Genomic DNA, 13,268 nt, shown 5'->3' with positions numbered 1-13,268 from the left:
CGCACAGTTTACCCGCTTGCGCCGGGCCCGTCCGCTTGGTCAGGCCTTGGCGTTGGTGGCCTCGGCACGCGCGAACGCCGGCCTGTCGGCCATGCGGGCGATGTAGGCGCGGGTGCTGGCAGGTGGGTCGATCAGGCCGAAATCGACCATCCAGCCCAGTGCGCCGCCCCACAGCACATCGGCTGCGCTGCAGCGCTGGCCCAATAGATAGTCGCCCTTGGCCAGCTGCGCATCGATCACCTGCAGCACCGTGGCGCAGTCGGCGTAGGGCGAGATCGAGCGCGGCGGCGCATCGCGCTTCATCGCGCGGTCGATGATCGCCGGCTCGAACGCCGAGCCGTAGAAGGCCAGCCAGCGCAGGTAGGCGCCGCGATCGGCATCGCCCGGCGCCGGCGACAGACCGGCTTCCGGATACAGCTCGGCCAGATACTGGTAGATCGCGCCCTGTTCGGTGACCACGCTGTCGCCATGCCGGATCGCCGGAATCTTGCCCATGGGGTTGATCGCCAGGTACGCGGGCGCGAGTTGCTCGCCTTTTTCCAGGTTGACGATCTGCAGGTCGTAACTGGCGCCGAGTTCTTCCAGCAGCACCAGCACGCCGCGCGAACGCGAGCGGGGATTGTGGAACAGGGTGATGTGGCGCTGGTCGGACATTGCGGTTTCCTTGGTGGATGCGGAAGGCAGGGACGAGGTGTCATCACAATCTACGCAGCTATTGCGGACAGTTTCCGTCCGCAATACGGTAATGCAATGGCCTCGACCGCTGCCCGCTTGTTGCGTCTGCTTGCGCTGCTGCAGGGCGGCCGCAGTTGGTCGGGCGTGGCGCTGGCCGAGCGGCTGGAACTGCATCCGCGCAGCGTGCGGCGCGCGATCGAGCGCCTGCGCGAGCTGGGTTACCCGGTGCATGCCGTGCCCGGCGCCGGTGGCGGCTATCGGCTGGGGCAGGGTGCGGCCGCCCTGCCGCTGTTGTTCGAAGAGGACGAGGCGCTGACGGTGGCGATCGCGCTGCGCGCAGCGGCTCCGGCGATACGCGGCATGGATGCGGCGGCGGCGCGGGTGCTGCGCAAGCTCGATCCGCTGTTGCCGCGGCGCAGCGGCCAGCGTGTCAGTGCCGCGCACGCGGCCACCGCCAGTCTGCCGGTCACCGGGGAGGCGGGCGCCCTGGTGGATGCGGCGCTGCTGGCGCAACTGGCCAGCGCCTGCCGCGACCGGGTCACGCTGCGGCTGGACTATCGCCGCCACTCCGGTGCCCCGATCACGCGTTGCGTCGAGCCGGCCCTGCTGGTGAATTACGGGCGGCGCTGGTATCTGCTGGCCTGGGACTGCGAGCGCCAGGACTGGCGCACCTTGCGCGCCGACCGCATTGACCGGGCCGCGACGACCGGTGCGCAATTCGCCGCTCGCGCACTGCCGGAGGAGCCACTGCAACTCCTGCGCAAGGCGATCGGCGAGTCGCCGTTCCCGTGCCGGGCCCGGGTACGCCTGCACGGCACGCTGGAGGTACTCGCCGCGCGCATCCCGCCCTGGCTGGGCGCGCTGGAAGCCGATGGGCCGGCGCATTGCTGGCTGGGCCTGGGCGCGCCGAGCATGCCGGCGCTGGCGGCCAACCTGCTGCTGCTCGACCTGCCGTTCGATGCGATCTGCCCGGACGCCGTGCGCGTGCCCCTGGCCGAGGCGCTGAACGCGTTGCGGACGCGGCTGGAGCCACTGCCCGGATAACCGTGGCGGCCACTTGGCAAGCCCGGGCCAAGCTGGGACACTCCGCCGCATGAAGGGGATGTCAAGATTGCTGGGGCTGTTACTCGTCACGTTGCCGGCAGCGCCGGTCTGCGCCGGCACCTTGTACAAGTGTGTCAGCGGCGACGGAATCACCAGCTACCTGAGCAAGCGCCAGAGCGGCGCGACCTGCAGCGTCATCAGCAGCTACACCCCGGAGCGATCCGCGCGCCGCGCGCCGCCGGCCATGGCTCGCCCGGCGCAGGGCATGGCCGGCGGCCCGGCGCGCGCCAGTACCTCGATTGACAGCGGCGCGCCGGCCACCATCAACAGTCAGCCGGTTGGCCAGGCGCCACGCCGCGCTGCCGAGGTCGCCTCGGCGGTGATGCCGCGCGCGCTGCCGGTGGCGGAGACCTCGGTCGTGCAGGCACCCGCCGCCGCGGTCAATCCGCGCCGGGTGGTCAGCGGGCAGGTCTATTCGTATATGAAGGACGGCGTGCGTCACTACACCAGTGCGCGCCCGCGTCAGGTCGCCAGCATCGAAGGCCTGCGCACCATCCATTACAGCTTCATCGAAACCTGTTACGCCTGCGCGGCCAAGCCCGGCGTCAATTTCGGTGCGATCCGGCTCAACACCAATGCCTATCAGCAGGAAATCACCGCGGCCGCGCGCGAGTTCGGGGTCGAGGAAGCGATCGTGCGCGCGATCATCCACGCCGAGTCGGCCTACAACCCGCTGGCACTGAGTCGGGCCGGCGCGCAGGGGCTGATGCAGTTGATGCCCGGCACCGCGCGCCGCTTCGGCGTCAGCGATGCCTATGATGCAACGCAAAATATTCGCGGTGGCGTGCAATATCTTTCGTGGTTGCTGAAGCGCTTCAACGGCGATCTCACGCTTGCCGCTGCCGGCTACAACGCCGGCGAGGGCGCGGTGGATCGCTATGGCGGCGTGCCGCCTTACAGCGAGACCCAGCGCTACGTCCAACGCGTCGGCGTGCTGGCCGGACGCTATCGTGGGCAGACCACGGCGGCCAACTGAGCCATGTGCTTTGCACGCAGCTGCGCGCGCTGCGGCCTGCTTTGACCGTCACCAGCCGAGACAGATGTCATGCGGCCATCAGGCCGCGCAGGCCGCCATCGCACCGGCGCGATAGTGCAGCCAACGCGCAGCATGTCTGCAGCTGGCGCGGTCTTTTTGTCAGCACTGGGTCACAGCTGTCTGCCTTGTGCAGGGCTGGCGCGTGATGCGATCGACGCGCGCCTGCATCCAGTGTTTGCACTGCGCCGGTTCGACTGCGTACATTGCGTTGTCTGTGCATTAAGCGTTCCGCTACACTGCGGTCGATTCATCGCGGCTGGACCCCCCGCCAGCCGTTGGCAGCCTCACGCTACCTAATCAAGATCGGAGAGCCGGATGGCCAACGATGGGGTTAACGCACCTGCTGATATCGGGCGTCGTCGGTTCTTGACCGCGACAACGGCCGTGGTCGGTGCGGTCGGAGCAGGATTTGTCGCGGTTCCGTTCGTGAAGTCGTGGAATCCCAGCGCACGTGCCAAGTTGGCCGGTGCCCCGGTGACCGCCGACATCAGCGCCTTGCAGGAAGGGCAACGGCTGGTTCTGGAATGGCGCGGTCAGCCCATCTGGATCGTCAAGCGCTCCAAGGCGATGCTCGACGCACTGCCATCGCTGGATGACCGGCTCAAGGATCCCAAGTCCGAGAACAAGGACCAGCAGCCCGACTACGTGCTGAAGAACCCCGAGTACCGCTCGATCAAGTCCGATATCTCGGTGCTGGTCGGGCTGTGCACGCATCTGGGCTGCTCGCCAGAAATGGTCGCCGAGATCCGCCCCGAGCCCTACGACCCGCAGTGGAAGGGCGGCTACTTCTGCCCCTGCCACAAGTCGCGCTTCGACATGTCCGGCCGCGTCTTCGACGGCGTGCCGGCACCGATCAATCTGCTGGTGCCCCCACACCACTATGTGGACGACAACACCCTGGTGATCGGCGTCGATCCCGACGGTGCCGGTACGTCGGCCAACAGCACGGGGGCTGCCTGATGAGCAATATCCTGGTCCGTACCGCCAACGGTGTGTTCGATTGGGTCAACGAACGCGCGCCCGGGCTGATGCCCATGTACCGCAAGCACGTCAGCGAGTACTACGCGCCGAAGAACTTCAACCTCTGGTACTACTTCGGCTCGCTGGCCATCGTGGTGTTGGTTAACCAGATCGTCACCGGCATCTTCCTGACGATGCACTACAAGACCAGCGCCGCCGATGCGTTCGCCTCGATCGAATACATCATGCGCGACGTGGAGTGGGGCTGGCTGATCCGCTACATGCACAGTACCGGCGCCTCGCTGTTCTTCATCGTGGTGTATCTGCACATGTTCCGCGGGCTGATGTACGGCAGCTACCAGAAGCCGCGCGAGCTGGTGTGGATTCTCGGCATGCTGATCTACCTGGTGCTGATGGCCGAAGCCTTCATGGGCTACGTGCTGCCGTGGGGGCAGATGTCGTTCTGGGGCGCGAAGGTGATCATCTCGCTGTTCGGTGCCATCCCGGTGATCGGCAACGGGCTGACCGAATGGATCATGGGCGACTACCTGCCTGGCGATGCCACGCTCAACCGCTTCTTCGCGCTGCACGTGATCGCACTGCCGCTGGTGCTGTTGCTGCTGATCGTGCTGCACATCGGCGCACTGCACGAAGTGGGCTCCAACAATCCCGACGGCGTGGAGATCAAGAAGGGGCCCAAGGGCAACCGCTGGGACGCGCACAAGCCGGCCGACGGCATCCCGTTCCATCCGTATTACACGGTCAAGGACCTGGTCGGGGTCGGCTTCTTGCTGCTGATCGCGGCCTTCATCATCTTCTTCGCGCCGGCGTTCGGCGGCCTGTTCCTGGAGCACGACAATTTCACCGAGGCCAATCGCCTGGTGACCCCGGAGCACATCAAGCCGGTCTGGTACTACACGCCGTACTACGCAATGTTGCGCGTGGTCCCCAACAAGCTCGGTGGTGTGCTGGTGATGTTCTCGGCGATCGCGATCCTGTTCCTGGTGCCGTGGCTGGATCGGGCCAAGGTGCGCTCGATCCGCTACCGCGGCTGGATCTCCAAGGTCGCGCTCGGCGTGCTGGTGGTGTGCTTCGTGTGGCTGGGCGTGATCGGCTCCGGTCCTGGCACCGACGCACACGAAACCTATGTCGGGCGCGTGCTGACCTTCCTGTACTTTGCCTTCTTCATCACCATGCCGGTGTGGACGCGGCTGGACAAGACCAAGCCGGTGCCGGAGCGGGTGACCACCCATGACTAATTCCAACGTGAGGTCATGGACGTCGCGTGTGGTCGCCCTGCTGTGCGGGCTGACCCTGGCCGCAGGGGCGGTTGCAGCCGAAGGCGGGAAGGTGCAGCAGGCCGGCAACGACCTGAGCGACCGTGCCTCGCTGCAGCGTGGCGCGCAGTTGTTCATGAACTACTGCTCCGGCTGCCACTCGCTGAAGTACCTGCGCTATTCGCGCATGGGCAGCGATCTGGGACTGAGCGAGGAAGAGGTCATGACCAACCTCAACTTCACCGGCGCCAAGATCGGCGAACACATCGAAGGCACCATGCCGCACGATGCGGCCACCAAGTGGTTCGGCAAGGCGCCGCCGGATCTGACCTTGATCGCCCGCGTGCGTGGCACCGACTGGGTCTATACCTACCTCAAGTCGTTCTACCTGGATCAGACCCGCCCGCTGGGCTGGAACAACCAGCTGTTTCCGAATGCCTCCATGCCCAACCCGCTGTGGGAGCTGCAGGGCCTGCAGCAGGCGCAGTTCGGCCCGCCCGACAAGGCGACCGGCGACAAGCCGGTGCAGGCGCTCAAACTCGGTCAGCCAGGGCGACAGACGCCGGTCGAGTTTGATCAGACCGTGCGCGATATCGCCAACTTCCTCGAATACGCCGGTGAACCGGCGGCCCTGAAGCGGCAGAGCATGGGCGTGTGGGTGATCCTGTTCCTGGCCTTGCTCACCTTCATTGCCTACCTGCTGAAGAAGGAATACTGGAAGGACGTGCACTGACCGGTTTGCAGGCCGGTCATCGGCTGCAGAGCGCATCGGCCATGCTTGCGCAGACCATGCAACGGCTGCAGCAAACCGACCGCTGAGCCCCTCTCGCCGCGGGAGAGGGCTTGCGGTGAGGGTCGGCAAGCAATCAACGCGTCGGTTGACGACGAATCACCTCTGCCGCATCCGGTGTCGTGCACCGGCAGTCGCGCCGTCGCCATGCGCACACGTGACCGGAAGCTGCATCTCGGCGCAACAAGCGGCCTGTCCGGGCATTAATCGGCCCTATCACTCTTGGCTTTTGCGTGACGTGATTGCACACTCGAAGGACCGTGGTGACGGTCGGCGTTGGGCCGGCCGCGCCGATGCGGCCGGCGGATTCCGGTCGTCGGAGAGCCTTGAATGGCGACGAGTGTGCGTATGCGGAATACCTTGACTTTGTTTTCGTCCAACGACGACGTGTTGTGCCACCGGGTCCGTCTGGTCCTGGCGGCGAAAGGGGTGACCTACGATCTGGTGCCGGTCGACCCGCAAAATCCCCCGGAAGATCTAATCGATCTCAATCCCTACCATTCGGTCCCGACCCTGGTCGAACGCGACCTGGTGCTGTACGCGGCATCGGTGGTCAGCGAATACCTGGACGAGCGCTACCCGCATCCGCCGTTGATGCCGGTCGATCCGCTCTCGCGCGCCCGTCTGCGTCTGGCGATGCTGCGGATCGAGCACGACTGGGTGCCGCAGGTACAGGCCATCCAGCTCGGCAACAAGACCCAGGCCGAGGCCGGCCGCAAGCGCCTGAAGGAACTGCTCACCGCGTCGGTGCCGCTGTTCAAGGCCAGCAAGTTCTTCCTCAATCCGGAAATGAGTCTGGCCGATTGCGCGATGGCGCCGATCATCTGGCGACTGGACGCGTTGGAGATCGGCCTGCCCAAGGACGGCAAGGCGATCGAAGACTACGGCAACCGGATCTTCCGCAATCCCGGCTTCATCCGCAGCCTGACCGATCAGGAAAAGAAACTGCGCGACCTGCCGGGCTGATGCGACGGCTGTATGCCAACAGACCGACGCCCCATCGTGCAGCCGCCGCTGCGGGCCGTGTGCGGGTAAAATGACGCCATGAGCGAAGATTTCCCCCGCATGACCAGCCATCGCCCGTACCTGCTGCGGGCCTTGGTCGAATGGATCAACGACAACGGCATGACCCCGCACGTCCTGGTGGACGCCGGGCTGCCCGGTGTGCAGGTGCCTGCCAGTGCCGTCAAGGACGGCCGTGTGGTGCTGAACATCGCCGAGCGCGCCGTGGTCGGGCTGCAGGTCGACAATGAAAGCGTGCAGTTCACCGCGCGCTTTGGCGGCGTCAGTTATCCGGTGATGGTGCCGATGGCCGCGGTCCTTGCGGTGTATGCACGCGAGACCGGGCAGGGCATGGCCTTGCCGGACGACATCCCCGGCACCAGTACCGAGCCGCCGGATCCGGGTGCACCGCCGCCAAGCGCGCCCACGCCGGACGAGCCGCCGAGCGCGGGCAAGCGTCCGCATCTGCGCGTGGTCAAGTAACTGCACGCACGGACGCGCATCGCGCGTTCGTGCGTTGTTGCGCCATGTACGCGTGCGGTTTGCATCACCCGCGCATTTTTCCAACAAAACCCAGAGCACGCCGTTGCATGTGTGCATCGGCGTTGCGGATAGGCAGCAGCGACACGGATCTTCGGTCGTACGGCGCTGCATGCAGGCCAGGTGCCTGCAGACGCATACATCGACCCAATCGCGGTCAGTTCAGGCGCTGATGGTCCGGGCTCAGCGGCGTCACCGTGGCCACCTGCGGTCCGGTGAAGGCGATCAATTGGTCGCCGCGCAGCACCAGGCGGCCGCTATGACGGTCGATGCCATCGGAGGAATACTCGAACCGGAACGTCCGCTCGAAGCCCAGCCAGCCATTGGGCTTGCGGCAGATGCGGATGTTGGTGGAATGCACGCTCTGGTCCAGCCATTGCACATCGGCGGCGCGGCAGGCATTGCGGCCGAGGATATCGGCACGTTCGGCCGCCGCACGCGAGGAGTTCCAGAACGCGTACAGCGCGGCGCCGGCAATCATGAAGAGAATAAGGCTGGGCATGGCGTCAATGTGCCATGGCCTGCGCCCGATCGACAATCATCGCGCCGGGCCGCAGCGTTGCGTTGATGGCTGGTGACCTGATGCGCCGGCCGGCATACGCCGCTTGTACTGGCATCCCTTCGCTGCACCAGCAACGGCTGTCGTCACGTCGCGCGAATGCTCGGCATCGCGCCCGGTCGAACTGGAGTTGACGGGAAGGCTGCAGCAGGTCGAATCGGTGCAGCGGACGCACCGGGCTTGGCCGCTGCGCAGTCAGGTCGACAGCCGCTTTAACCATTCACCGCCATTCCCGTGGTCGGCTTGTGTCGGGCGCAGCGCAACCCCATCCATTGGACTTCGCCCCGTTGAATCCACACGCCGCTCCTGGCCTGGCATCGCGGCCTGCGGCATCGCCTATGCATCCTGTCCTGCAGCAGTTCCATCCTGTCGTGGCTGCGTGGTTCGCGCAGACCTTCGCTGCGCCCACGCCGGCGCAGATTGCCGCGTGGCCGGCGATCCAGGCCGGACGCCACACGCTGGTGGCCGCGTCGACCGGCTCGGGCAAGACGCTGACCGCGTTCTTCGCGGCCATCGATTCCTTGATCCGCGACGGCCTGGCCAATGGCGGCGCGCTGCCGGACGAAACCCGGGTGGTCTACGTCTCACCGCTGAAGGCGTTGTCCAACGACATCCACCTCAATCTGGATGCGCCGTTACAGGGCATCCGCACGGCGCTGGTCGCGAGCGGCTTGCCGGACGTGGCGGTGCGCACAGCGGTGCGTACCGGCGACACCCCGCAACGCGAGCGCGCACAGGCGCGCCGCACGCCGCCGCATATCCTGGTCACCACGCCGGAGTCGCTGTATGTGCTGTTGGGCTCGGCCTCCGGGCGCACTGCGTTGCGGCATGTGCGCACCGTCATCGTCGATGAGATCCATGCGGTGGCGGCGGACAAGCGCGGCAGTCATCTGGCGCTGACCCTGGAGCGATTGCAGCGGCTGGCCGAGCGCCCGATCACCCGCGTCGGGCTGTCGGCCACGCAGAAGCCAATCGAGACCGTGGCGCAGTTCCTGGTCGGGGCGGGCGATGCCGGCCAGCCGCCGCAGTGCGAGATCGTCGATATCGGCTACACCCGCAGGCGCGATCTGGCCCTGGCCCTGCCGCCGACGCCGCTGAGCGTGGTGATGTCCAACGATCAGTGGCTGCAGGTGTATGCCGATGTCGCCACGCTCGCGCAGCAGCATCGCACCACGCTGGTGTTCGTGAACACGCGGCGCATGGCCGAGCGCGCTGCGCGCCATCTTGGCGATCTGCTCGGCAAGCAGCGCGTCGCCGCGCACCACGGCAGCCTGTCGCGCGAAACGCGTCTGCTGGCAGAGCAGCGACTCAAGGCCGGCGACCTTACCGTGCTGGTGGCCACCGCATCGCTGGAACTCGGCTTGGATATCGGCGATGTGGACCTGGTCTGCCAGCTCGGTTCGCCGCGCTCGATCGCCACCTTCCTGCAGCGTGCCGGACGCTCCGGGCATGCGGTTGGCGGCACGCCGAAGGCGCGCCTGTTTCCGCAGACCCGCGACGAGTTGGTCGAATGCGCCGCGTTGCTGGACAGCGTGCGCCGCGGTGAGCTGGACGCCTTGCGCATTCCGCTGGCGCCGATCGATGTGCTTGCACAACAGATCGTGGCCGAGGCCGCGTGCGAGGACTGGGACGAAGATGCGCTGTTCGCCTTGGTGCGCCGCGCCTGGCCGTTCGCGCAGCTGAGCCGCGCGAGCTTCGATGACGTGGTGCGCATGTTGTGCGACGGCTTCAGTACACGGCTCGGGCCGCGTGCAGGCTACCTGCATCGCGATGCGGTACATCGGCGCCTGCATGCGCGCCGCGGCGCACGCATGACTGCGCTGACCTCCGGCGGCACGATCCCAGAAACCGGCGACTACAGTGTGGTGCTGGAGCCGCAGGCCGAAAAGATCGGCACGGTGAACGAGGATTTCGCGGTCGAAAGTCTTACCGGCGACGTGTTCCAGCTCGGCAATGCCAGCTACCGCATCCTGCGCGTGGATGCCGGGCGCGTCCGGGTGGAAGACGCCAAGGGCGCGCCACCGAATATTCCGTTCTGGCTGGGCGAGGCGCCCGGCCGCAGCGACGAATTGTCGGCGGCGGTGTCGCGTCTGCGCGGTGAGATTGCGCTGCGGCTGGATAGCCCGCCACATCAGGCGGCCTGCGACTGGCTGCACACCGCACTGGATCTCTCGGTGGAAGCGGCACGTCAGCTGGTCGACTATCTCGCCCATGCCTGCACCGCGCTGGGCGCGATGCCCACCCAGCAGTGCCTGGTGATGGAGCGCTTCTTCGATGCCAGCGGCGGCACCCAGCTGGTGATCCACTCGCCGTACGGCAGCCGCATCAATCGTGCCTGGGGGCTGGCGTTGCGCAAGCGCTTCTGCCGCACTTTCAACTTCGAACTACAGGCCGCCGCGACCGAGGATGCGATCGTGTTGTCGCTGTCCACCAGCCATAGTTTTGCCCTGGAGGAGGTGGCGCGCTACCTGCATTCGTCATCGGCCGAGCATGTGTTGATCCAGGCCTTGCTGGATGCGCCGCTGTTCGGCGTGCGCTGGCGCTGGAATGCGACCAATGCGATGGCGCTGCCGCGCTTTGCCGGTGGCAACAAGGTCGCGCCGCAACTGCAACGGATGAAGTCGGAAGATCTGCTGGCGACGGTGTTCCCCGATCAGGTCGCCTGCGCGGAGAATCTGGTCGGCGAGCGCGAGGTGCCGGATCATCCGTTGGTGGCGCAGACACTGGAAGACTGCCTGCATCAGTCCATGGACAGCGAGGGCTGGTTGCAGGTGCTGCGCGGGCTGGAGTCGGGGGCGATCGCGTTGGTGGCGCGCGATCTGGCGGCACCGTCGCCGCTGGCGGCTGAAGCCTTGAATGCGCGGCCGTACGCATTCCTGGATGATGCACCGCTGGAAGAACGCCGCACCCAGGCCGTGCAAAGCCGTCGCTATACCCCGCAGAGCAGCGACGACCTCGGGCAGCTCGATCCCGAGGCGATTGCCTCGGTGCGCGAACAGGCCTGGCCGCAACCGCGCGATGCCGAAGAAATGCACGAAGCATTGGTCGGGCTGGGCGTGCTTCCGGTCGATGAAGCGTGCGATGCGCACTGGCAGGCCTGGCTGGCTGCACTTGCAGGCGATGGGCGTGCCAGCTGTCTTGCGTTCGACGGTGTGCCCGCGCTGTGGATCAGTGCCGAGCGCATCGACTGGTTTGCGCCGCTGTATGCGCACGCCGTTGCGCTACCGCCGCTACAGGCGCCGGCAGATTGTCGCGTTGCCGACTGGCAGCACGACTGGGCGGTGCGCGAGCTGCTGCGCGGCCGCCTGTCTGCGGTCGGCCCGGCGCAGGTGTCGGCCCTGGCCGGCGCATTGCGTTTGCCCGAGTCCGAGATCGTGATTGCCCTGGCCGCCCTGCAGCGCGAGGGCTATGTCATGGCCGGCCACTTCAGCGCGCAGGCGCAGGCGGAAGAATGGTGCGAACGTCATCTGCTGGCGCGCATCCATCGCTATACCCTGGGACGGTTGCGTCGCGAGATCGAGCCGGTGGCGCAACGCGATTACGCGCGGTTCCTGTTCGAGTGGCAGCACCTCGACAGTGCCAGCCGGGTGGCGGGGCCGGACGCATTGGCTGGCGTGGTCGGGCAGCTGGAAGGCTTCGAGGCGCCTGCGGTGCTGTGGGAGAGCGAGCTGCTGCCGGCACGCGTGCGCGACTATCAACCGGCCTGGCTGGACGAGCTGTGCACCGCCGGGCGCACCGTGTGGGCGCGGCTGCGGCCCGGTGGTGGCCGCAGCGGTGCCGCGCTGCGCAGCACGCCGATCGTGTTGCTGCCGCGTCGCGAGGCGCAACGTTGGAGCGGCCTGGCACGCGATGCCGACGACGCGCCGCTGGGCTCGCGCGCGCAACGGGTGGCGGAGGTGCTGCAGCAGCAGGGCGCCTTGTTCTTCGACGAGATTGCCGATGCGGCCCGCCTGATGAGCACCGAGCTGGAAGATGCCCTGAGCGAACTGGTGATGCGCGGGCGTGCGCATTGCGACAGCTATGCCGGGCTGCGCGCGCTGCTGGTGCCGGCCTCCAAGCGGCCCTCGGCGCTGTCGCGCCACCGGCGCCGCGCCAGCGCGCTGGGCATCCGCGATGCCGGCCGCTGGGCGCCGGTACGCGCGTTGCCGGAGCTGCCGCTGGCCGAAGCCGGCGAGCGCCACCAGGACATGCTCGAACATGTGGCGCATACCTTGTTGCGGCGCTACGGCGTGGTCTGCTGGCGGCTGCTGGAGCGCGAGGCGGCGTGGTTGCCGCCGTGGCGCGAGTTGCTGCGCATGTATCAACGGCTGGAAGCGCGTGGCGAAATCCGTGGCGGGCGTTTCATCGCCGGGCTGTCCGGCGAGCAGTTTGCGTTGCCGGATGCGATCGCGGCGCTGCGCCGCGTGCGTGCGCAAGCCTTGCCGCAGCAGTGGGTGTGCGTCAGTGCGAGCGACCCGAGCAATCTGTTGGGCAGCGTCCTGCCGGGCGAGCGCGTGGCGCGCGTGCCGGGCAACCGTGTGGCGTATCTCGATGGCCTGCCGATGGCGGTGTGGGCGGCAGATCGCTTCCAGCCGCTGCAGGACCTAAGCGACGAACAGGCCGAGCAGGCCCTGCGCCTGCTGCAGCGTGGACCGGGTGCCGCCGAGCAGACGCCGATGGAGCAATGGCTGGCTCAGTCGCCCGGCAGCACCGCGCGTGCGCCGGTCGCACGCGGCAGCGGACGCGACAGATAGGGATTGTTTGGGACCACCCAGCGCCACGGCGCATCCATCGCCTTGCGGATGCCGATGCGCGGCGTCGCCAGTGCTGCAGAGGGCGGCGGCAGGCCATCGTCCTCGATCCACAGACGTGCGCCTGCGTCGGTCAGGTCCAGCCCGTTGTCCGTCGCGCTCACCCCAAACGCCTGGGCCAGGCGACCGGGACCGGTGGTCAAGGTCTTGAGCGGGGCGGCGTTGCGCGCGGCCTGCATGGTGGCGATTCCGGCCAGCGGTTCGAGCGCGCGGATCAGCACCGCATGCCCGGGCGCGCCACCGCACACCGCGTTGATCGCCCAGTGCATACCGTAGATGAAATACACATACAGATGCCCCGGTGCGCCGAACATCACCTGCGTGCGCGGGGTCATGCCGCGAAACGAATGCGCGGCCGGATCTTCGCTGCCGCAATACGCCTCGACCTCGGTGATGCGGCCGCGGCGTCCGTCCGCGCTGACCAATACCTTGTTGAGCAAGCGCGGCGCGACCTGGCGGGCATCGTGCGCATAGAAGCTGCGTGGAAGTGCTTGCAATGACATGCGCCAAGCCTAACCGCGCAGTCGTGATGTCC

The 13,268-nt window shown here is 67.1% G+C and carries 10 protein-coding genes and 1 pseudogene; 8 read left to right on the top strand and 3 right to left on the bottom strand.

Annotated elements, in window-relative coordinates; translation table 11 throughout:
• Nucleotides 1–8 precede the first annotated feature (8 nt).
• Nucleotides 9–597 (bottom strand): annotated as a pseudogene (locus KHN93_RS12240) (glutathione S-transferase family protein).
• Nucleotides 598–750: 153 nt separating this feature from the next.
• Here KHN93_RS12240 and KHN93_RS12235 point away from each other — a divergent pair.
• From KHN93_RS12235 to KHN93_RS12205, 7 genes are all read left to right on the top strand, one after another.
• The gene (locus tag KHN93_RS12235; protein ID WP_102584747.1) at nt 751–1,719 is read left to right on the top strand and encodes a helix-turn-helix transcriptional regulator; all 969 of its coding nucleotides are present in this window, start codon (nt 751–753) and stop codon (nt 1,717–1,719) included.
• A gap of 49 nt (nt 1,720–1,768) precedes the next feature.
• A complete protein-coding gene (locus KHN93_RS12230; protein WP_211920211.1) occupies nt 1,769–2,755 on the top strand; it encodes a lytic transglycosylase domain-containing protein in 987 nt (328 codons plus the stop codon).
• Between the two features lie 375 nt (nt 2,756–3,130).
• Nucleotides 3,131–3,775 carry a ubiquinol-cytochrome c reductase iron-sulfur subunit gene (petA, locus tag KHN93_RS12225; protein ID WP_026064126.1) on the top strand — a complete coding sequence of 215 codons (645 nt, stop codon included), beginning with the start codon at nt 3,131–3,133 and terminating at the stop codon, nt 3,773–3,775.
• Nucleotides 3,775–5,034 carry a cytochrome b gene (locus KHN93_RS12220; RefSeq protein WP_024939276.1) on the top strand — a complete coding sequence of 420 codons (1,260 nt, stop codon included), beginning with the start codon at nt 3,775–3,777 and terminating at the stop codon, nt 5,032–5,034. Before petA ends, KHN93_RS12220 begins: the two co-directional genes overlap by 1 nt.
• Nucleotides 5,027–5,785, top strand: coding sequence for a cytochrome c1 (locus tag KHN93_RS12215; protein WP_166773436.1), 759 nt, complete (start codon nt 5,027–5,029; stop codon nt 5,783–5,785). Before KHN93_RS12220 ends, KHN93_RS12215 begins: the two co-directional genes overlap by 8 nt.
• 387 nt (nt 5,786–6,172) lie before the next feature.
• A complete protein-coding gene (locus KHN93_RS12210) occupies nt 6,173–6,808 on the top strand; it encodes a glutathione S-transferase N-terminal domain-containing protein (protein ID WP_024939278.1) in 636 nt (211 codons plus the stop codon).
• 78 nt (nt 6,809–6,886) lie between these two features.
• Nucleotides 6,887–7,327, top strand: a complete 441-nt coding sequence (locus tag KHN93_RS12205) for a ClpXP protease specificity-enhancing factor (protein WP_016901612.1) — start codon at nt 6,887–6,889, stop codon at nt 7,325–7,327.
• 214 nt (nt 7,328–7,541) lie between these two features.
• Here the strand turns inward: KHN93_RS12205 and KHN93_RS12200 are convergent, their stop codons facing one another.
• Complete coding sequence (locus KHN93_RS12200; protein WP_164739484.1) at nt 7,542–7,922, bottom strand: DUF3301 domain-containing protein; 381 nt, start codon at nt 7,920–7,922, stop codon at nt 7,542–7,544.
• 359 nt (nt 7,923–8,281) lie between these two features.
• Between KHN93_RS12200 and KHN93_RS12195 the strand changes: the two genes are divergently transcribed.
• Entirely contained in the window at nt 8,282–12,676 is a 4,395-nt protein-coding gene (locus KHN93_RS12195; RefSeq protein ID WP_211920209.1) for a DEAD/DEAH box helicase, read from the top strand.
• Here the strand turns inward: KHN93_RS12195 and KHN93_RS12190 are convergent.
• Nucleotides 12,616–13,236 carry a DNA-3-methyladenine glycosylase gene (locus KHN93_RS12190; RefSeq protein ID WP_104559555.1) on the bottom strand — a complete coding sequence of 207 codons (621 nt, stop codon included), beginning with the start codon at nt 13,234–13,236 and terminating at the stop codon, nt 12,616–12,618. The genes KHN93_RS12195 and KHN93_RS12190 overlap by 61 nt on opposite strands.
• Nucleotides 13,237–13,268 lie beyond the last annotated feature (32 nt).

Origin of the sequence: Xanthomonas arboricola pv. juglandis, from assembly GCF_905367715.1 — a bacterium.
Classification (GTDB): Bacteria; Pseudomonadota; Gammaproteobacteria; order Xanthomonadales; family Xanthomonadaceae; genus Xanthomonas; species Xanthomonas arboricola.
The sequence above is the reverse complement of the archived record's forward strand: the minus strand, read 5'-3'. Positions and strand labels throughout refer to the sequence as shown.